Origin of the sequence: Desulfoscipio sp. XC116, assembly GCF_039851975.1 — a bacterium.
Classification (GTDB): domain Bacteria; phylum Bacillota; class Desulfotomaculia; order Desulfotomaculales; family Desulfallaceae; genus Sporotomaculum.
The window spans coordinates 877354-897163 of sequence record NZ_CP156660.1; the positions used below are offsets into that span (position 1 = coordinate 877354).

The following is a 19810-nucleotide window of genomic DNA, read 5'->3' on the forward strand; positions in this document are numbered from 1 at the left end:
CTTCTCCCGTTAGTTGGTAATTTATAAATAAAGCTGTGTCCTTTTAGACATCCTTTCCCAATAATTCCCGCAGGGTTCTGAGTCCTTCAAGAATTTTCATTTGTTCCCCGGCTGTCGCCCGGTTAAAGGCGCCCAGAACACCTGAAAACATTCGCTGTGTCATCATACTATTAAAGTAGTTTTTAGCTAAATCGGTTAACGATACTTTTGTGATACGCCGGTCCCGAGAGTCCTGAATACGTGTTACCAACCCCTTACGTTCCAGCCTGTCTACGATTCCCGATATGGTACTGTGCGAAAGACCGACTTGTTGACTCAATTCTTTCACGCTCAAATTATCGAATTTGAATAGGTATCCCATAACAATTCTTTGCGGGATTGTATATCCGTCTGCCATTGTCCGGGGCTTTACTCCGTGGCGCAATGCCCTATGCAGAAAAAGCAAATGTTCAACCAGTTCTTTACTTGCCCGATCTTCTTCTAACATCATTCGCACCTCTCCTAATTGCGTCGTGTTGCGACGCGTCGTACCACAACACATTATAGTGGCTATATTATCCTTTGTCAAGCAATCTTTAGCACCTAAAAGAGCATCGGGCCTTTAATGTCATGAGCATCTGCACTTATTTTTTCTGGACTTAACCGGCTGGATGCGGATATTATACTCATAGTAGTGTTTTTGCTGAGACAATGTCCGGCATAATCTGACCAAATATATTAGGGGTGCTTAATGACCATAAATATGAAGAATAATGAACAGGAAGCGATGCAAACTTCTTTTGGGTATGGAAGTGATAGTATTGCGGATGATGCTGTGCAGGATGATGAATGTGTAGATGATTATTTTAATGATGGCTGCTGTGATGAATCTGATGACGGTGAATTAATTTCAAGCCGGCCTTCGTTGCTGCTGCGCATAGTAGCACTGATCACCGCCCTGGCATTTTTAGGTCTGGTTGCAGCCACTTCCTGGCCTGTTTTACAAGCACCTGTGGGAGATTTAATATCGCGGTCATTGCAGTTGGAAAAGGATATAGACATTCAGCGGTTACAAGCGGCGGTGGTGCAGATCAAGGTGGTGGCCCGTAAACAGGGTGCGCTGGCCCCGGTGGAACAAAAATCCGGTACCGGTTTTAATATTGACTCATGCGGGATAGTCGTTACCAATCACCATGTCATCGAAGATGCGCTAAACATGGCGATTACTTTTCCTGATGGAAAAGTATATAAGGCCGTTAGCTGGGTTGACAGACCGGAATTTGATCTGGCCGTGGTTACTTTGCAGGCTGATGATTTACCGGTAGTGCCGTTAAACGCTGATAAGTCTCCGGTGCCCGGTGATAAAATAAGGGTGGTGGGCAACCCGCTGGGTCTGAATAATATTGTGGCTGAAGGCCGGGTGGAGCAATATCTGATGGTTGGTGGCAAGCCTGATAGAGTATTTAGCATCAGTGCTCCTGTATACCCCGGTAATAGTGGCAGTCCTGTGTTCGACAGAGAAGGCCGGGTGGTGGGGGTGGTGTTTGGTAATTTGCACAGACAGGTAGACGGCACCGACAAGGTTACCGGCTTAGCTATTCCCGTGCAAGAGGTGCTCAATTTACATAGATAGATATCAATTGTTGATAAAAAACTTTAACCTTACAGTGAACTTGTTCAGCTAGAAGCTGAACATCAGGGCTTCAGATGGGGATTCTACCCCACTTGAATGAAATAGGAAGGGGTTGTGTTGCATAACGGGCTAAATAGTTCGTAATACAATAGCTTTTTATAAAGGAAAGGAAGCATAGGTTATGCGCTGGCTTACCAGGAAAAACAGCCTGATGTGCGCTATCCCGAGGGCAAAATAATGATTGGCTGAGCAGAGACTATTGCTATACCGCGCAGTAAGTCATACCGATGACCCGGGGGCCGACGTGGGTGCCCATGACAGGCCCGAATTCCGCCCGCCGTGCATTGAAAAGCCGGAGGAAGGCTATGCTAAAGATGACTCTAAAAAAACATAATATGTTATTGACAGCACGTGCATGGCCACGTAAAATAGTTATCAAAGGGGAGTAGCTGCCCGGTCCATGGGTTGTCAAATCGTCAATACGGCTGTAGCCCGGTTTGACATGGCTTAACGATTAAGTAAGCTAAGCGAGACCATCACGAGCTTTGCGTGAGGGTTTCGCTTTTTTATTTATAAAAAAATCTAAGAAAGGAACTGTTGCATGTTAATTTTATTTTACTTAGTTGGTGGTCTGGCTTTAATTCTATTAAGCGCGGAGATTTTTACCAACAGTATAGAATGGCTGGGAAAAAGATTAAAGCTATCCGAAGGTGCGGTGGGCAGTGTTCTGGCGGCTGTAGGCACTGCTTTACCTGAATCGATGATCCCCTTAATGGCTATTTTATTCGGTACGGGGGAGGCAGCCCATGAGATAGGAATCGGTGCTATTCTGGGTGCGCCGTTTATGTTGGCCACACTGGCGCTGTCCATTACGGGCATCGCCGCGCTGGTATACACGGTGAACGGTCGGAAACGGGAATTTATGCTGATTGATCATGCCGTTATGAAAAGGGACCTGCGATTTTTTATTACGGTATACTCATTGGCCATAATAACCGCCTTTTTACCGGCCGCTTACAAACATCCCGTAGCTATAATATTAGTGCTTGCCTACGCTTTTTACGCTGCTCGTACCATTAAAGCGGGAAGTACCCTTGGTGGGTCTGAACTGAAGCCATTGCATTTTGCCAGAAGGCACGAACAACCTGTGACTCCGGTAATATTGCTGCAGGTGTTTACCGCTCTTGCAGGGATTATTATCGGTGCGCACTTCTTTGTAGACGGCATTAAGCATGTGGCCGAACTTATGCACATATCACCCTTTGTATTATCCATTTTCATCGCTCCGATTGCCACGGAGCTGCCGGAAAAATTTAATAGCCTGATTTGGGTGCGCCAGGGTAAGGACACTCTTGCGCTGGGCAATATTACCGGGGCGATGGTATTTCAAAGTTCGATGATCCCCGCCCTGGGGATTGCTTTGACGCCCTGGGTACTGTCCGATTTGGCTCTGGTCAGCGCTATACTGGCTCTGGCGGGTGCAGGTCTGGTTTACCTAAGCCTGCAGATAAAGAAGTCCATTCGCCCCGCAACGTTGGTTTTAACCGGCGGGTTGTATTTGATATTTGTTGTGTCCGCATTCATCATTTAATAGCGAGAACAAAAAATACTAATACCATTTCCGGAAGCTTAATGATATCCGGAAGTGCTGGTTACACAGAACGGTCCTTAGCTTAATAATGCCAGGTATTTTTGCTGGAGCTTGCATATAATAAAATTAGCTCGTAAGCACCCCCAAAGCGTAACGTTATACTGTACAGTATGCGGGGCATATTATATAATAGATGCGAGGTGATAGCTTTGGGGAGTTGATGCATTATAAAATCGGGGCCATTGCCAAGCTGGCCGGGGTGAGTAAGAGAACCATCGATTACTATACCAACCTGGGTTTGCTTAAACCCGTTCGCTTGGAAAACAATTACCGTTATTATACCAAGCATACCCTTGCGCGGCTCAAAGTTATCGAGACCCTGAAAGCACAGCGGTTTACCCTGGAAGAAATAAAGGAGCAAATTTCCTTTTTAGAACAAGAGCAAGACGGGCATGCGGATAATCGAATTAACATTGATTTTATCAGGGAGCAAATAAAACAGCTGGAAGACCAGCTTATCCGGCTGCAGCCCGCTACGGAAGGCCTGGATGCCGGCCAGGCGGCCGTATTGTCAAGGCAGGTGATGGTTAGGGGGATAACCGTTATGAATGCATTAATTATTTATATTAATGAAATGATTGCCTTGGTGTAAAAAACCGATGCTCATCCTTACCCGTCAGGTGAGTTAAATTAATTTAACGGAGGGATGCATATGAATACCTTAAAAGCCTGGTTATTAATGGGTGTGCTATCCATTATACTGGTGTTGATGGGTAACGCTATCGGCGGCCAGTCAGGCGCTATGTTGTTTTTCCTTATCGCTATGGCCATGAACTTTTTCGGTTACTTCTACAGCGATAAAATTGCTATAAAAATGACGCGTTCTTACCCGGTTTCCCAAGCCGAGGCCCCCGAGCTTTATGATATAGTGCAGAGGTTATCCCGGCGGGCCGGTATTCCCATGCCCAAACTTTACGTGACACCATCGGACCAACCCAACGCCTTTGCTACCGGGCGCAGCCCTTCCCATGCGGCGGTGGCTGTTACCGAAGGCATTATGCGCTTGTTAAACCGGTCCGAAGTGGAAGGTGTGCTGGCCCACGAGCTGGCTCATATTAAAAACAGAGATGTGCTGGTCGGCACTATAGCGGCTGCCTTAGCCGGTGCCATTACTATGTTGGCCAACGCTTTTCAGTGGGCTGCCATATTCGGGCTGGGCCGGGGTGATGATGATGAAGGAGGCGGCATGGTCGGCGGGCTGATTATGGCCTTTTTAGCGCCCATTGCGGCTATGATCGTGCAAATGGCCATTTCCCGGTCCAGGGAATATATGGCCGATGCCACGGGAGCCCGCATTGCCGGGTCACCGGACGGGTTGGCTAATGCTCTTTTAAAATTGGAGTCGGCGGCGCACCGTATTCCCATGCAGGCTAATCCGGCAACCTCACATCTGTTTATAGTCAACCCGTTTTCCGGAGCTAATTTGGCCAGACTGTTCAGCACTCACCCGCCTATCCAGGACCGGGTGGCCAGACTAAAGGGAATGAGGTAAACGCCAAACACGGTGTTATGGCTGTTACGTTTTTTGTTGAAGTATGCATATTGGTGCGGAGTTGACTGTGCCTTTACGTGTAGTAATACCGGTAGCCCTTATGGTTACCGGTATTGTGTTAATGAGAAGAGAGAAAAAACAGAGATGCAATTTTAGTTGAATTTTTAGATTATCGAATTTAATTCAAAGATTGTAGTTAGGAGAAGCGTGTGGACTATAAAAGTGTGGCACTGGAATTAGTTGATCTATACGGTTACTGGGCGCTATTCTTTACCATGTTTATAGATACCCTGGGCATTCCCATGCCCTCAAAGACAATGCTCACCCTATCGGGGTATTTTTCCCATGTGGGTATTTTTAATTATACTCAGATTTTCATGGTGGCTATGGTCGGTACACTGGGCGGGTTTGCTTCCGGGTATACCATCGGTCGTAGAATAGGCAAACCGTTTATGGAAAGATACGGTCGGTATGTGCGCTTAACACCTGATAAAATCGCCGGGCTGGAAAAATGGTTTGGTAAATACGGCTCCTATGCTATTTTTATCGCATATTTCCTGCCGGTGGCCCGCAGTGTTGTACCTTACCTTTCCGGCATAAGTAAAATGCCCTTTATTACAGCGATAAGTATAGCGGCGGTGGGAGCCGCCTGCTGGATAACCTTGCTAGTATCCTTTGGGTTAGTCATTGGGCAAAACTGGGTTTACCTGGAAGTATTGCTGATAAGATACTATCCTTATTTAATTGCCGGGGCAGCGGTGCTTGCCGGAGTGGCTGTCTTTAGGAAAATAAGAAACAAGAAGAGACGCAAGCAAGTTCAGTGACGATTTTGTATTGTTCCAATACAATAACATGTGGGTTTAAATCTTATTTTGGTCCATCCTTTTAACTTACGTATTTCAAAATGGCTTTGTAGCTTTGTAAAGGTCTAAATTTAACTCCTTTTTCAGCAAACTGAAAAATATTTTTCGTCTGGAATCATTTTTACCGTCTTGCCGTCTCAGTTAAGGCTCTGAAATGGAGGACAATTGCCGATTGCATTCTTGTTAATATAATTTGGTAAAATACTTTAATAAAGTAGCTGGATATGAACGATAAAGGCGGGATTATGAAGGCTTGCCGGGGATGGGTATCAACACTAAACACGGTCGCTGATATAAACAACTCACATTGTGTCCCCAGGATTCCTGTTGCCCCTTATGTTGCTTTTAATGCTCTGTTTTCCAACCAGCGTATTGTTTCAGCTAAAATCAGACCATAAACGGAACCTACGGTAAAGTCCGTTATTACGGTGCCTGTATCAAGCGGCGCCAGTTCGGGTATCCTGGCTAAGAATGTTATAGTATAAATGATAAACCATGATATAACGCCAAATAACCAGCCTTTAAAAAGATAATTTGTGCTTGTAAAGAGTATGGTAACTAAATAAGTGAAGATTACCCCTAAAAACCCTACAAATATTAGCTGGATCAGCAGAGAGAAAACGGTTTCTATAGTATTAGTGGGTTGATGGCCGAAAAGGATAACGGCAGCCCAGTCCGAGTGATGCAGATTCGCAAATTCAAGTTTTATTGAAATATAACTTAATATATCCGTAAAAACGCCACCAACTACTCCCGCCAAGAAACCTCTGGTCAGTCTATCTGTAACCTCCAATAAAATTCACCATCCTGACAAAGCGTATTATGTTTTTTAGGTTGCCCATAGCATTAATAAACCATACTGAATAACGCAAGGGAAAGGCGGAAGCCACAGTGTATATTGATTATGAATCCAAAAATGCGCTTTTCGGGAAGTTATGATCGGGACGAAGCAACAGACAGCAGCGGCTACAAGACCTGAGTTTAATTGAGCGAAAAAACATTAATTTACCGGAGGATAACCATGACACGGCAAGATGAGCGGGAATTTACCTGCGACAGCCTGCCGTCCGATATCGGTATGGTGTTTCAAAACGTATATAACGTATATATTGAATGGCCCCAGAGCCATGTTGGGTATCCCGTAATCGGTTTGATGGATACACAAAACTGATGTAGAATGAATTTGGCAGGGGGTGTCCATTATGACAACAATGGGGAAAAGGTATGACAAAGATTTTAAACTTAGCGTTGCCACAATGACAATCGCGAAGAACCGGTGCACAAACGGTGTTGCAGACAATCCTTGGGACAGTTATGACAGACGTTTTTGCCGCGGCGCTGTGGAATTTAACAAAAATGACTGCCGGCGGGGAATTGAGCTGACGAAGAAAATTGGTGAATAAAATTGGGATATGCACTAACAACTAGCCACATTATTGGGATTATAATAACACTTACAGTTATTGCGTTGATTGGGGTTTATGCGGGGAGTAGGGTCAAATCCGCCAGGGATTTTTCAGTGGGAGGTCGTCGGGCCGGAGTGACTGTGGTGGCGGGTACCATTATGGGCACCCTGGTGGGAGGCGCCTCCACGGTTGGTACGGCACAACTGGCCTTTAACTTTGGTCTTTGTGCATGGTGGTTTACGCTGGGTGCGGGTATCGCATGCGCCGTGCTGGGACTGGGGCTGGCCCGGCAGCTATATGAAAGTAATCTTGAAACTATGCCCCAGTACCTGGTGAATGTATATGGAGATGGTATTGGCCCGATCTCAAGTGTTTTTTCTTCTGTCGGTATATTTTTAAACATAATTGCGCAGGGACTTTCAGCGGTGGCGCTGCTTACTTCCATGTTTCATATAAGCCCGGTTGTGGCTGCATTAATAAGTGTCTTTCTGGTGTTGGCTTATGTTTTTTCCGGTGGTGTTTGGGGCACTGGCCTGGTTGGAGTGGCAAAACTGATTCTTCTTTACCTGACGACTATTTTCTGTGGGATAATGGCTTTTGGAATGGTAGGCGGCTGGTCGGGGCTGATGGCTGATTTCCCGCTGTTTCCCTGGTTTTCTTTGTTCGGGCGCGGTTTTAACGCTGATTTTGCCGCCGGGTTTTCACTTTTGGTAGGAGTGCTTTCTACCCAGACATACATCCAGGCGATATTTTCTGCTAAAAGCCTGGCCTCAGCTCGTACGGCGGCATTAGTTTCTGCGTTTATGATTCCCCCGGTGGGCATAGGCGGCATTCTAATCGGTTTATTTATGAGGGCTAATTTCCCCGATACTCCGTCTGATCAGGTATTGCCCATTTTTATTATGAATTTTTTACCGCCGTTACCGGCAGGGGTAGTTCTGGCCACCTTGCTGGTGGCAATCATTGGTACATGGGCGGGTTTGACTCTTGGTGTATCAACTATGCTTACCAAGGATATCTACAAGCGGTTTATTTGCCGCGGTGCTGATGATCAAAGAATTCTAAAGATACAGCGCATATTAATCTTTATCGTAAGTGCTTTAGGGGTTTTATTTGTGGTCAGCAGTCTTAAATCAATGATATTGAGCTGGAGCTTTTTATCAATGGGATTGCGTGGCTGCACGGTATTTTTCCCATTGCTTGGGGCAGCGTTCTTCCCTCGATTTGTTAAGCCGGCGGCTGGAATTATGGCCGCTTTGGTGGGCCCGTTAGTTGACCTGATCTGGCACTTTCTTTATCCGAAAGGGATTGATCCGCTTTATGTGGGACTATTGGCGAGTTTCTTGGCGCTCCTATTGTTAAGTATGTTTTTGAAACGAAAGCCTGATAATGATTTTCAGCGGGAATGCAATAATATCCTGTCCGTTAAAAAGACCATGCGCAAATCCACTTGATGTTACTTTGTCGTATTTCATTTAAAGCATTCTGAATGAACTATTTGCCGATAATCTCGGTTTTATGTTCACTTTTGCCTGCCTTATCCGCCTTTTTCGGCAGGATGAGCAGGGCGCTGACAAGCGTAAGCAGGAGGAGTACGCTTCCGGAGACAAAAAACCACAACGGCACTCCCCTGTTTTCGGCAATTGGGCCTGCTATAAGCAATCCCAAAGGCATAGTCGCTGAACTGAGGCTCCCGATCAGGGAAAAGGCACGCCCCATCCGGTCCGGGGCGATAGTTTCCTGCATATAGGCGATATAGGGGATGTTGTACAGGTTGCAGCTGGCCCCCAGCAGTGCGCACAACGCCGCGAACACCCAGAACCAGATCATTTCCGCAGGCAACAAGCCGCATAGCAATGAGGATGTTCCCATGCCCGAAAGTCCCAGGTGGATCATAATAGGCGATGCCGTTTCACTTGCCAGCCAGCAGATCAGGGAAAACTGCACGGCGGCGCTGCCTATGAGGGATATCGTTTGCCCACCGGCTATGGTGAGTTTCGCAGCAGGAATGAAATAAGGGTCATCATTGAAACCGTTAATATGGCCGCCGTCCTGTAGAGACCTCTGGAAAAAATCTTTGCCGTACAGAATATAGCAATTTGCCAAATACTTTTCTTGATAATTGTAAAACAGAACCTCCCCTTACATTTTCTTGGGGGAGGTTATTATTTTGCACCCTTGGACTCACGTCCCCTTTTTGCAGGCCACCCTTTCTTTTCTTTACATAAAAATTTTTTTTGCTAAAGCGACGGCTATTAAGAGTTTTTTTAACCTAAATGCCCATTAACACCCGTCTTTTGAAGTTACTTCCAAAATTTTTACATTCTGCTTAGATGCTTAAATCCGGTAACAAAATTCAAAGCTTCAAAATAAGATATAACATAATCTGTTGAGCATGGAAAATTAAGATTGAAAGGATGGTTGTCTTGCCAGAAATAATATTGACGCCGACCGGTGACACGTATGTAAGTAAACTACGTCCAAATACCAATTTTTCCACCAGTAGAGTTCTTTTGGTCGGTTCGGAGCGCTGGGGTTGTAATGAAAATATATACAGAAGTTTAATCACATTTGAAACACCTGAATTGCCCCCCGGCAGCGAGTTGATTAGCGCTAGACTAAGACTGCATGTGGATGATGTTATTCCAAAAGATGTAAGCATTATAACTGTAAATAGAGTTACCTTCTTTTTTTCTACTGCAAATGTAACATGGAACACAGCCCCCAGTTTTGTTTCCGCAAATAGTGTGTTTGATATCAGGCCCCGTCAAGTTGGGCACTTTGTTGAAACGGATATAACCGCATTGGTGAGGGGTTGGATAGATAATTCAATTCCTAATTTTGGCATTGCTTTAACTGGAAAAGAACATAAGCATTCATCACTTGTAATATTTTCAAGTTCAGACTCCCATCAGATAGATAGAAGACCGCAACTGATCATAGTATTTAGAATCTTTCCTAACGGGGGACCTACTGGACCTACTGGACCTACTGGACCTACTGGACCTACTGGACCTACTGGACCTACTGGACCTACTGGACCTACTGGGCCGAGCGGACCTACTGGGCCCACTGGACCCACCGGACCTACTGGGCCGAGTGGACCTACTGGGCCGAGTGGACCTACTGGACCCGCCGGACCTACTGGACCTACTGGGCCGAGCGGACCTACTGGGCCCACTGGACCCACCGGACCTACTGGGCCGAGTGGACCTACTGGGCCGAGTGGACCTACTGGACCCACTGGGCCGACTGGACCCGCCGGACCTACTGGACCTACTGGACCTACTGGACCTACTGGACCTACTGGACCTACTGGACCTACTGGACCCACTGGACCGACTGGACCCGCCGGACCTACTGGACTTATCGGACCTACTGGACCTACTGGACCTACTGGACCTACTGGACCCACCGGACCTACTGGACTTACTGGGCCCACCGGACCTACTGGACTCACTGGGCCGACTGGACCCGCCGGACCTACTGGACCTACCGGACCGACTGGACTTACTGGGCCCACTGGACCTACCGGACCGACTGGAGCTACCGGGGCCACCGGCGCTGTTGGGCCGACAGGAGCGACCGGACCTACCGGTCCGATTGGACCCACCGGGCTGAGCGGGCCTACCGGGCCGACTGGAGCTACCGGGGCCACCGGCGCTGTTGGGCCGACAGGAGCGACCGGACCTACCGGTCCGATTGGACCCACCGGGCCGAGCGGGCCTACCGGATCGACTGGAGCTACCGGGGCCACTGGCGCTGTTGGGCCGACTGGAGCGACCGGACCTACCGGACCGACTGGGCCTACCGGACCTACCGGAACCCTTGCACCAGGGGAAACGCTCTTTACCGTAGACGGCCCTGTAGGCACTGGGACAGTCGGTTTTGGAGAAACTCTGACCTTCCAGTCCACTACCCTTGATATTACGGTAACAGAGGGTTCCGCTATTGTGACAATAGAAAATCCATCACCGGGTGGGCCTACCGGAGCTACTGGACCTACTGGGCCTACCGGAGCTACCGGAGCTACTGGACCTACTGGATCTACCGGGCCGACCGGAGCTGCCGGGGCTACTGGAGCAACCGGAGCTGGCGGAGCAACCGGAGCTGGCGGAGCAACTGGGCCGACTGGAGCTGCCGGAGCAACCGGGCCAACCGGAGCTGCCGGGGCTACTGGAGCAACCGGAGCAACCGGGCCAACCGGAGCTGGCGGAGCAACTGGGCCGACTGGAGCTACTGGAGCAACCGGGCCGACCGGAGCTGCCGGGGCTACTGGAGCAACCGGAGCTACTGGAGCTACCGGAGCTGGCGGAGCAACCGGGCCGACCGGACCTGGCGGAGCTACCGGAGCTACTGGACCTACCGGAACTGCCGGAGCAACCGGACCTACCGGATCTACCGGAGCAACCGGGCCGACTGGAGCTACTGGAGCTACCGGAGCAACTGGGGCGACCGGAGCAACTGGGGCGACCGGAGCTACCGGAGCAACCGGACCTACCGGGCCGACCGGAGCTGCCGGGGCTACTGGAGCAACCGGAGCTACTGGAGCTACCGGAGCTGCCGGGGCTACTGGAGCAACCGGAGCTGGCGGACCTACCGGATCTACCGGAGCAACCGGGCCGACTGGAGCTACTGGAGCTACCGGAGCAACTGGGGCGACCGGAGCAACCGGAGCTGGCGGAGCAACTGGGCCGACTGGAGCTACTGGAGCAACCGGGCCGACCGGAGCTACCGGGGCTACTGGAGCAACCGGAGCTGGCGGAGCAACTGGGCCGACTGGAGCTACTGGAGCAACCGGGCCGACCGGAGCTGCCGGGGCTACTGGAGCAACCGGAGCTGGCGGAGCAACTGGGCCGACTGGAGCTACCGGAGCTGCCGGAGCAAGCGGGCCGACCGGGGCTACCGGAGCTACTGGAGCAACCGGAGCTGGCGGAGCAACCGGAGCAACCGGAGCAACCGGAGCTGGCGGAGCAACCGGAGCAACTGGGCCGACCGGAGCTACCGGGGCCACTGGCGCTGTTGGGCCGACCGGACCTACGGGGCCGACCGGACCTGCTGGAGTTGCTGGAGTTGCTGGAGTTACCGGTGATACTGGACCTATCGGTCCTACTGGAGCCACTGGGCCTTCTGTCACAGAAAACTCCATGAATGCACAGAATACCACCGGTGACACCATTGCCGTGGTGTTAGGAGGCACAACTATAGCTCTGCCTAATAACCAAAATTTAGATACCTTTACTGTTGATGGAACAAACACCATCTTTACGGTTCCCAGTACGGGCACCTACCTGGTAACTTACCAGGTTAACGTCACCGCGGGTCTGGCTATGTCCACTCAGGTGCTCCAAAACGGTACGGCGATTCCCGGATCTGTTTTTGCACCAACCATTTCCGCATCAGCTTTCAGCGCCACTACCATAGCTTCGCTGACTGCCGGAGATCAGCTTGAACTTCAGTTTTCTGGTTTGCTGGGCGCGGCGACACTGCAGAGCGGTGCAGGGGTCACCTTAACTGTAATACGCCTTGCCTGATTCCTTTGTACGAGAACATACCCGAAAGGGCATGTTCTCGTACATTCTCTTAATTATAAACGGATCCACCGAGGCAAGAGAGACAGCAGGCATTAGCGCAATAATTCCGTTTACATCCGGAAGTCACGCCAATATTGCTACTGTTACATTTCTCATGTATATCTCGTGCCCAAGGATTTGCTGGGCCGCGCCGGCGTGAGGGTATACGGCGGTTTTTGCCTGTACAGGGCCATTGAAAAACATCTGTATAAAGGAACATCATAAAAATCCGGCCGCAAAATAAAAAAACTTGTAAAATCAAACCTCCCCAATTTGCAATTTCTTTGGGGAGGTTCCTATTTGCATATCCTTGGTACTGACTTACATTGCTTTCCTAAAATATTTTTTGGTTAAGACAATGATCTATTAAAACTTTGCCTTTTCGGATTTGCTTCCGAGTTTGTCGCATTCTACTTAAATGCCCACATTCGGTAACAAAATTCAAAGCTTCAAAATAACATGTAACATAATCTGTTAAGTATGGGGACCTGAGGCTTTGAAAGGATGGTTGTCTTGCCAGAAATAATATTGACGCCGACCGGTGACACGTATGTAAGTAAACTACGTCCAAATACCAATTTTTCCACCAGTAGAGTTTTTTTGGTCGGTTCGGAGCGCTGGGGGTTTAATGAAAATATATACAGAAGTTTAATCACATTTGAAACACCTGAATTGCCCCCCGGCAGCGAGTTGATTAGCGCTAGACTAAGACTGCATGTGGATGATGTTATTCCAAAAGATGTAAGCATTATAACTGTAAATAGAGTTACCTTCTTTTTTTCTACTGCAAATGTAACATGGAACACAGCCCCCAGTTTTGTTTCCGCAAATAGTGTGTTTGATATCAGGCCCCGTCAAGTTGGGCACTTTGTTGAAACGGATATAACCGCATTGGTGAGGGGTTGGATAGATAATTCAATTCCCAATTTTGGCATTGCTTTAACTGGAAAAGAACATAAACATTCATCACTTGTAATATTTTCAGGTTCAAACTGCCATCAGATAGATAGAAGACCACAACTGATCATAGTGTCTAGAATCTTTACTAACGGAGGCCCCACCGGGCCTACCGGCCCTACCGGCCCCACCGGGCCTACCGGCCCCACCGGGCCTACCGGCCCTACCGGCCCCACCGGGCCTACCGGCCCTACCGGCCCCACCGGGCCTACCGGCCCTACCGGCCCCACCGGGCCTACCGGCCCTACCGGCCCTACCGGCCCCACCGGGCCTACCGGCCCCACCGGGCCTACCGGCCCTACCGGCCCCACCGGGCCTACCGGCCCCACCGGGCCTACCGGCCCTACCGGGCCTACCGGCCCCACCGGGCCTACCGGCCCCACCGGGCCTACCGGCCCTACCGGCCCCACCGGGCCTACCGGCCCTACCGGCCCCACCGGGCCTACCGGCCCCACCGGGCCTACCGGCCCTGCCGGAACCCTTGCACCAGGGGAAACGCTCTTTATCGTAGATGGTCCTGTGGGCACTGCGACAGCCGGTTTTGGAGAAACTCTGACCTTTCAGTCCACTACCCTTGATATTACGGTAACAGAGGGTTCCGCTATTGTGACAATAGAAAATCCATCACCGGGTGGGCCGACAGGCCCTACCGGAGCTACTGGCGATATCGGATCGACCGGTCCCACCGGGGCAACCGGCGCAACCGGAGCTACAGGAGCTACAGGATCGACTGGAGCGACCGGCCCTACCGGCGCAACTGGTGGTACTGGGGCGACTGGAGCAACTGGCCCTACCGGTGCAACTGGTGATACCGGAGCGACTGGAGCAACAGGCCCTACCGGCGCAACAGGAGTTACAGGTGCGACTGGAGCAACAGGCCCTACCGGAGCAACCGGTGATATAGGTGCGACAGGAGCGACCGGCCCTACCGGCGCAACCGGAGCTACAGGAGCGACTGGAGCAACCGGCCCTACCGGGGCTACTGGCGACACTGGTGCGACTGGAGCGATCGGCTCTACCGGAGCAACCGGTGATACAGGTGCGACTGGAGCAACAGGCCCTACTGGCGCAACCGGAGCTACAGGTGCGACTGGAGCAACAGGCCCTACTGGCGCAACCGGAGCTACAGGTGCGACTGGAGCAACAGGCCCTACTGGCGCAACCGGAGCTACAGGTGCGACTGGAGCAACCGGCCCTACCGGCGCAACCGGTGATACAGGATCGACTGGAGCAACCGGCCCCACCGGTGCAACTGGTGATACAGGATCGACTGGAGCAACCGGTCCCACCGGTGCAACTGGTGATACAGGATCGACTGGAGCAACCGGCCCCACCGGTGCAACTGGTGATACAGGATCGACTGGAGCAACCGGCCCTACCGGTGCAACCGGTGATACTGGGGTGACTGGAGCAACAGGCTCCACCGGTGCAACCGGTAATACTGGAGCAACTGGAGCAACAGGCCCTACCGGTGCAACCGGTGATACTGGGGCGACTGGAGCGACCGGTTCTACCGGTGCAACCGGTAATACTGGAGCAACTGGAGCAACCGGCTCTACCGGCGCAACCGGTGATACTGGGGCGACTGGAGCAACCGGCTCTACCGGCGCAACCGGTGGTACTGGAGCGACTGGAGCAACCGGCCCTACCGGCGCAACTGGCGACACTGGGGCGACTGGAGCAACCGGCCCTACCGGCGCAACTGGCGACACTGGGGCGACTGGAGCAACCGGCCCTACCGGCGCAACTGGTGATACAGGAGCAACTGGAGCAACAGGCCCTACCGGCGCAACTGGTGGTACAGGAGCGACTGGAGCAACCGGCCCTACCGGCGCAACTGGCGACACTGGGGCGACTGGAGCAACCGGCCCTACCGGCGCAACTGGTGATACAGGAGCAACTGGAGCAACAGGCCCTACCGGCGCAACCGGTGATGCTGGGGCGACTGGAGCAACCGGCCCCACCGGCGCAACCGGTGATGCTGGGGCGACTGGAGCAACAGGCCCCACCGGCGCAACCGGTGATACTGGGGCGACTGGAGCGACAGGCTCCACCGGTGCAACTGGTGATAGTGGATCGACAGGAGCGACAGGCCCTACCGGTGTAACCGGTGATACTGGAGCGACAGGAGCAACAGGCCCTACCGGCGCAACTGGTGATACCGGATCGACTGGAGCGACCGGTTCTACCGGAGCAACCGGTGATATAGGAGCGACAGGAGCAACCGGCCCCACCGGTGCAACTGGTGATACAGGAGCGACAGGAGCAACCGGCCCTACCGGCGCAACCGGTGATACTGGAGCGACCGGAGCGACCGGCTCTACCGGAGCAACCGGAGCTACAGGATCGACAGGAGCAACAGGCCCTACCGGCGCAACCGGTGGTACTGGAGCAACTGGAGCAACAGGCTCCACCGGAGCAACCGGTGATACTGGAGCGACAGGAGCAACAGGCCCTACCGGCGCAACTGGTGATACTGGAGCGACCGGTTCTACCGGAGCAACCGGTGATATAGGTGCGACTGGAGCGACCGGCCCCACCGGTGCAACCGGTGATACTGGGGTGACTGGAGCAACCGGCCCTACTGGCGCAACCGGCGATACTGGGCCGACAGGAGCGACCGGCCCTACCGGTGCAACCGGTGATACTGGGCTGACTGGAGCAACCGGCCCTACCGGCGCAACCGGTGATATAGGTGCGACTGGAGCGACCGGTCCCACCGGTGCAACCGGTGATACTGGAGCGACCGGAGCAACAGGCCCCACCGGAGCAACAGGAGTTACAGGAGCGACTGGAGCAACAGGCTCTACCGGCGCAACCGGAGCTACAGGTGCGACTGGAGCGACCGGTCCCACCGGTGCAACTGGTGATGCAGGAGCGACTGGAGCAACAGGCCCCACCGGAGCAACAGGAGTTACAGGAGCGACTGGAGCAACAGGCCCCACCGGAGCAACAGGAGTTACAGGAGCGACTGGAGCAACCGGCCCTACCGGCGCTACAGGTGTGACTGGAGCGACCGGAGCTACAGGAGCAACAGGCCCTACCGGCGCAACCGGAGCTACAGGAGCGACCGGAGCAACAGGCCTTACCGGCGCAACTGGTGATACAGGAGCGACAGGAGCAACCGGCCCCACTGGTGCAACTGGTGATACAGGAGCGACTGGAGCAACCGGTTCTACCGGCGCAACCGGAGCTACAGGATCGACAGGAGCAACCGGTTCTACCGGCGCAACTGGTGATACAGGAGCGACAGGAGCAACCGGCCCCACTGGTGCAACTGGTGATACAGGATCGACAGGAGCAACCGGTTCTACCGGCGCAACCGGAGCTACAGGTGCGACTGGAGCAACAGGCTCTACCGGCGCAACCGGAGCTACAGGTGCGACTGGAGCGACCGGCCCTACCGGCGCAACTGGTGGTACTGGGGCGACAGGAGCGACCGGCCCTACCGGCGCAACCGGAGCTACAGGTGCAAGTGGAGCAACAGGCCCTACCGGCTTAACCGGCGACACTGGGGCGACTGGAGCAACCGGCCCTACCGGCTCAACCGGAGCTACAGGATCGACAGGAGCGACCGGCCCTACCGGCGCAACTGGTGGTACTGGGGCGACAGGAGCGACCGGCTCTACCGGAGCAACCGGCGATACCGGGCTGACAGGAGCGACCGGCCCTACCGGTGCAACTGGTGATACAGGAGCGACAGGAGCAACCGGCCCTACCGGCGCAACCGGAGCTACAGGTGCAAGTGGAGCAACAGGCCCTACCGGCTCAACCGGCGACACTGGGGCGACTGGAGCGACCGGCCCCACCGGTGCAACCGGTGATACTGGGGCGACAGGAGCGACCGGCCCTACCGGCGCAACCGGAGCTACAGGATCGACAGGAGCAACAGGCCCTACTGGTGCAACCGGCGATACCGGGCTGACAGGAGCGACCGGCCCTACCGGTGCAACTGGTGATACAGGAGCGACAGGAGCAACCGGCCCTACCGGCGCAACCGGTGATATAGGTGCGACTGGAGCAACAGGCTCCACCGGTGCAACTGGTGATAGTGGAGCTACAGGAGCGACCGGCCCTACCGGCGCAACCGGAGCTACAGGAGCGACCGGAGCGACCGGCTCTACCGGAGCAACCGGAGCTACAGGATCGACAGGAGCGACAGGCCCTACCGGCGCAACCGGAGCTACAGGTGCAAGTGGAGCAACAGGCCCTACCGGCGCAACCGGCGACACTGGGGCGACTGGAGCGACCGGTTCTACCGGTGCAACCGGTGATATAGGTGCGACTGGAGCGACCGGCCCCACCGGTGCAACCGGTGATACTGGGGTGACAGGAGCAACAGGCCCTACCGGCGCAACCGGAGCTACAGGATCGACTGGAGCAACAGGCCCCACCGGAGCAACAGGAGTTACAGGAGCGACTGGAGCGACCGGCTCTACCGGTGCAACCGGAGCTACAGGTGTGACTGGAGCGACCGGAGCTACAGGTCCTACTGGTGCAACCGGAGCTATAGGTGCGACTGGAGCAACAGGTCCTACCGGCGCAACCGGTGGTACTGGAGCAACTGGAGCAACAGGCTCCACCGGTGCAACTGGTGATAGTGGAGCTACAGGAGCGACTGGAGCAACAGGCCCTACCGGCGCAACCGGAGCTACAGGAGCGACAGGAGCAACAGGCCCTACTGGCGCAACCGGCGATACCGGGCCGACAGGAGCGACCGGCCCTACCGGTGCAACTGGTGATACTGGGGTGACTGGAGCAACCGGTTCTACCGGCGCAACCGGAGCTACAGGTGCGACTGGAGCGACCGGTCCCACCGGTGCAACCGGTGATACTGGGGTGACTGGAGCAACAGGCCCTACCGGCTCAACCGGAGCTACAGGAGCGACAGGAGCGACCGGCCCTACCGGGGCTACTGGCGACACTGGGGCGACAGGAGCGACCGGCTCTACCGGAGCAACCGGTGATATAGGAGCGACTGGAGCAACAGGCCCTACCGGCTCAACCGGTGATACTGGGGCGACTGGAGCAACAGGCCCCACCGGTGCAACTGGTGGTACAGGAGCGACAGGAGCGACCGGTTCTACCGGGGCAACAGGCGACACTGGAGCAACTGGAGCAACTGGAGCAACAGGCCCTACTGGCGCAACCGGAGCTACAGGAGCGACAGGAGCAACCGGCCCTACCGGCGCAACCGGTGATATAGGTGCGACTGGAGCGACCGGTCCCACCGGTGCAACTGGTGATACAGGAGCGACAGGAGCAACCGGCCCCACCGGTGCAACTGGTGATAGTGGAGCGACAGGAGCGACCGGCCCTACCGGCTCAACCGGTGATATAGGTGCGACTGGAGCAACCGGCCCTACCGGCGCAACTGGTGATACAGGAGCGACAGGAGCAACCGGCCCCACCGGTCCGGCGGGACTTTCAGCAGGATTTGTTATTCCCTTTGGCACTGGTTTTACCAATGTAACACCTGCTAGAGATTCAACGGGCGCATCGTCATTTATTTCATTAACTGGATATGGTGAAAGTGCAACTCAGTTAGATCCGACGACCGCAACAACTTTTTCGATTGACACAGCGGATGGCTATTATGTCTTTACTATGCCAACTGATGGGACGCTTACGGCAATCTATGCAAATTTTGCTGCAGTAACAGCATTTACACCGGGTACCAATATAACGTTGTATGTAGCAATTGCAACAGCGCCTTCTAATAGCCTTGATTTCACGATTAACACCAGTTCCATTACGCCGGCCACCGAGGTATATGCACAGGGGACAGCATATCCCATCCGCGCATCTAGGGCAGGCTCTTCCACAGGATTGAGTATTGCGCTATCCGCAGGCGACCAGGTTGCCATTGTGCTGGGATTTACGACGAGCGGCGGCACGCAGGAGCAGACCTTACCGTTCTACTATTCCGGCGGGCTTTTTATAGAATAAGAAGTAATGCATTTTCTGTTCCCGGGGAGGGAACCGTTACCTCAATTGCCGCATACTTCAGCAATACGTTGTCGCTGTTTGTTATTTCAACAACCATAACCATTGCGGCGCAATTATACAGTTCACCCACACCGAATAATATTTTCAAACCAATCCCGGGTGCTGTTGTGACGATTTAGATCTTATTAATACAGTAACTGGTTATATAAGCGCAAGCGTTGCTATCAGTTGATTGATTATCGGCTTAGAACAAAAAAGAATCCGGGCCTTACATTACTGCCGGGCCCGGATCCTTTTGCTGAATAGT

The 19810-nt window shown here is 53.1% G+C and carries 16 protein-coding genes and 1 pseudogene; 14 read left to right on the forward strand and 3 right to left on the reverse strand.

Annotated elements, in window-relative coordinates:
• Nucleotides 1-43 precede the first annotated feature (43 nt).
• A complete protein-coding gene (locus tag ABDB91_RS04010) occupies nucleotides 44-490 on the reverse strand; it encodes a MarR family transcriptional regulator (protein ID WP_347490347.1) in 447 nt (148 codons plus the stop codon).
• A gap of 240 nt (nucleotides 491-730) precedes the next feature.
• Between ABDB91_RS04010 and ABDB91_RS04015 the strand changes: the two genes are divergently transcribed.
• The 6 genes from ABDB91_RS04015 (at nucleotide 731) to ABDB91_RS04040 (ending at nucleotide 5579) form a co-directional block, all read left to right on the forward strand.
• Complete coding sequence (locus ABDB91_RS04015) at nucleotides 731-1612, forward strand: serine protease (protein WP_347490348.1); 882 nt, start codon at nucleotides 731-733, stop codon at nucleotides 1610-1612.
• Nucleotides 1613-1853: 241 nt separating this feature from the next.
• Nucleotides 1854-2006, forward strand: a complete 153-nt coding sequence (locus tag ABDB91_RS04020; protein ID WP_347490349.1) for a hypothetical protein — start codon at nucleotides 1854-1856, stop codon at nucleotides 2004-2006.
• A gap of 207 nt (nucleotides 2007-2213) precedes the next feature.
• Nucleotides 2214-3203: a sodium:calcium antiporter gene (locus ABDB91_RS04025; RefSeq protein WP_347490350.1), complete on the forward strand. Its 990-nt coding sequence runs from the start codon at nucleotides 2214-2216 to the stop codon at nucleotides 3201-3203.
• Nucleotides 3204-3423: 220 nt separating this feature from the next.
• Complete coding sequence (locus tag ABDB91_RS04030; protein ID WP_347490351.1) at nucleotides 3424-3855, forward strand: MerR family transcriptional regulator; 432 nt, start codon at nucleotides 3424-3426, stop codon at nucleotides 3853-3855.
• A gap of 60 nt (nucleotides 3856-3915) precedes the next feature.
• Complete coding sequence (locus ABDB91_RS04035; protein ID WP_347490352.1) at nucleotides 3916-4755, forward strand: zinc metalloprotease HtpX; 840 nt, start codon at nucleotides 3916-3918, stop codon at nucleotides 4753-4755.
• Nucleotides 4756-4964: 209 nt separating this feature from the next.
• A complete protein-coding gene (locus ABDB91_RS04040) occupies nucleotides 4965-5579 on the forward strand; it encodes a DedA family protein (RefSeq protein WP_347490353.1) in 615 nt (204 codons plus the stop codon).
• A 373-nt stretch (nucleotides 5580-5952) separates the two neighbouring features.
• On the opposite strand, the gene ABDB91_RS04045 is transcribed toward ABDB91_RS04040, so the two are convergent.
• A complete protein-coding gene (locus tag ABDB91_RS04045; RefSeq protein WP_347490354.1) occupies nucleotides 5953-6411 on the reverse strand; it encodes a YqhR family membrane protein in 459 nt (152 codons plus the stop codon).
• Between the two features lie 228 nt (nucleotides 6412-6639).
• Between ABDB91_RS04045 and ABDB91_RS04050 the strand changes: the two genes are divergently transcribed.
• The 3 genes from ABDB91_RS04050 (at nucleotide 6640) to ABDB91_RS04060 (ending at nucleotide 8478) form a co-directional block, all read left to right on the forward strand.
• On the forward strand, nucleotides 6640-6789 hold the full coding sequence (locus ABDB91_RS04050) for a hypothetical protein (protein WP_347490355.1): 150 nt from the start codon (nucleotides 6640-6642) through the stop codon (nucleotides 6787-6789).
• A gap of 31 nt (nucleotides 6790-6820) precedes the next feature.
• Nucleotides 6821-7021: a hypothetical protein gene (locus ABDB91_RS04055; protein WP_347490356.1), complete on the forward strand. Its 201-nt coding sequence runs from the start codon at nucleotides 6821-6823 to the stop codon at nucleotides 7019-7021.
• A 116-nt stretch (nucleotides 7022-7137) separates the two neighbouring features.
• Nucleotides 7138-8478 carry a sodium:solute symporter family protein gene (locus ABDB91_RS04060; RefSeq protein WP_347490357.1) on the forward strand — a complete coding sequence of 447 codons (1341 nt, stop codon included), beginning with the start codon at nucleotides 7138-7140 and terminating at the stop codon, nucleotides 8476-8478.
• Nucleotides 8479-8518: 40 nt separating this feature from the next.
• On the opposite strand, the gene ABDB91_RS04065 is transcribed toward ABDB91_RS04060, so the two are convergent.
• Nucleotides 8519-9130: an MFS transporter gene (locus ABDB91_RS04065; RefSeq protein ID WP_347490358.1), complete on the reverse strand. Its 612-nt coding sequence runs from the start codon at nucleotides 9128-9130 to the stop codon at nucleotides 8519-8521.
• Between the two features lie 311 nt (nucleotides 9131-9441).
• On the opposite strand from ABDB91_RS04065, the pseudogene ABDB91_RS04070 reads away from it, so the two are divergent.
• The 5 genes and pseudogenes from ABDB91_RS04070 to ABDB91_RS04090 all read left to right on the forward strand — a co-directional run.
• A pseudogene (locus ABDB91_RS04070) lies at nucleotides 9442-9954 on the forward strand (DNRLRE domain-containing protein); the annotation flags it as partial.
• Nucleotides 9955-10690: 736 nt separating this feature from the next.
• Nucleotides 10691-10882, forward strand: a complete 192-nt coding sequence (locus ABDB91_RS04075) for a hypothetical protein (RefSeq protein WP_347490359.1) — start codon at nucleotides 10691-10693, stop codon at nucleotides 10880-10882.
• 120 nt (nucleotides 10883-11002) lie between these two features.
• Nucleotides 11003-12175: a hypothetical protein gene (locus tag ABDB91_RS04080; protein WP_347490360.1), complete on the forward strand. Its 1173-nt coding sequence runs from the start codon at nucleotides 11003-11005 to the stop codon at nucleotides 12173-12175.
• A complete protein-coding gene (locus tag ABDB91_RS04085) occupies nucleotides 12172-12558 on the forward strand; it encodes a hypothetical protein (protein ID WP_347491519.1) in 387 nt (128 codons plus the stop codon). Before ABDB91_RS04080 ends, ABDB91_RS04085 begins: the two co-directional genes overlap by 4 nt.
• Before the next feature lie 552 nt (nucleotides 12559-13110).
• Nucleotides 13111-19503, forward strand: a complete 6393-nt coding sequence (locus ABDB91_RS04090; protein WP_347490361.1) for a DNRLRE domain-containing protein — start codon at nucleotides 13111-13113, stop codon at nucleotides 19501-19503.
• Nucleotides 19504-19810: the final 307 nt, after the last annotated feature.

Coding starts and splice junctions, on each gene's coding strand:
- ABDB91_RS04025 (WP_347490350.1), top strand. CDS start 2,214: ATGTTAATTTTATTTTACTTAGTTGGTGGTCTGGCTTTAATTCTATTA.
- ABDB91_RS04035 (WP_347490352.1), top strand. CDS start 3,916: ATGAATACCTTAAAAGCCTGGTTATTAATGGGTGTGCTATCCATTATA.
- ABDB91_RS04055 (WP_347490356.1), top strand. CDS start 6,821: ATGACAACAATGGGGAAAAGGTATGACAAAGATTTTAAACTTAGCGTT.
- ABDB91_RS04015 (WP_347490348.1), top strand. CDS start 731: ATGACCATAAATATGAAGAATAATGAACAGGAAGCGATGCAAACTTCT.
- ABDB91_RS04030 (WP_347490351.1), top strand. CDS start 3,424: ATGCATTATAAAATCGGGGCCATTGCCAAGCTGGCCGGGGTGAGTAAG.
- ABDB91_RS04085 (WP_347491519.1), top strand. CDS start 12,172: ATGAATGCACAGAATACCACCGGTGACACCATTGCCGTGGTGTTAGGA.
- ABDB91_RS04010 (WP_347490347.1), bottom strand. CDS start 490: ATGATGTTAGAAGAAGATCGGGCAAGTAAAGAACTGGTTGAACATTTG.
- ABDB91_RS04050 (WP_347490355.1), top strand. CDS start 6,640: ATGACACGGCAAGATGAGCGGGAATTTACCTGCGACAGCCTGCCGTCC.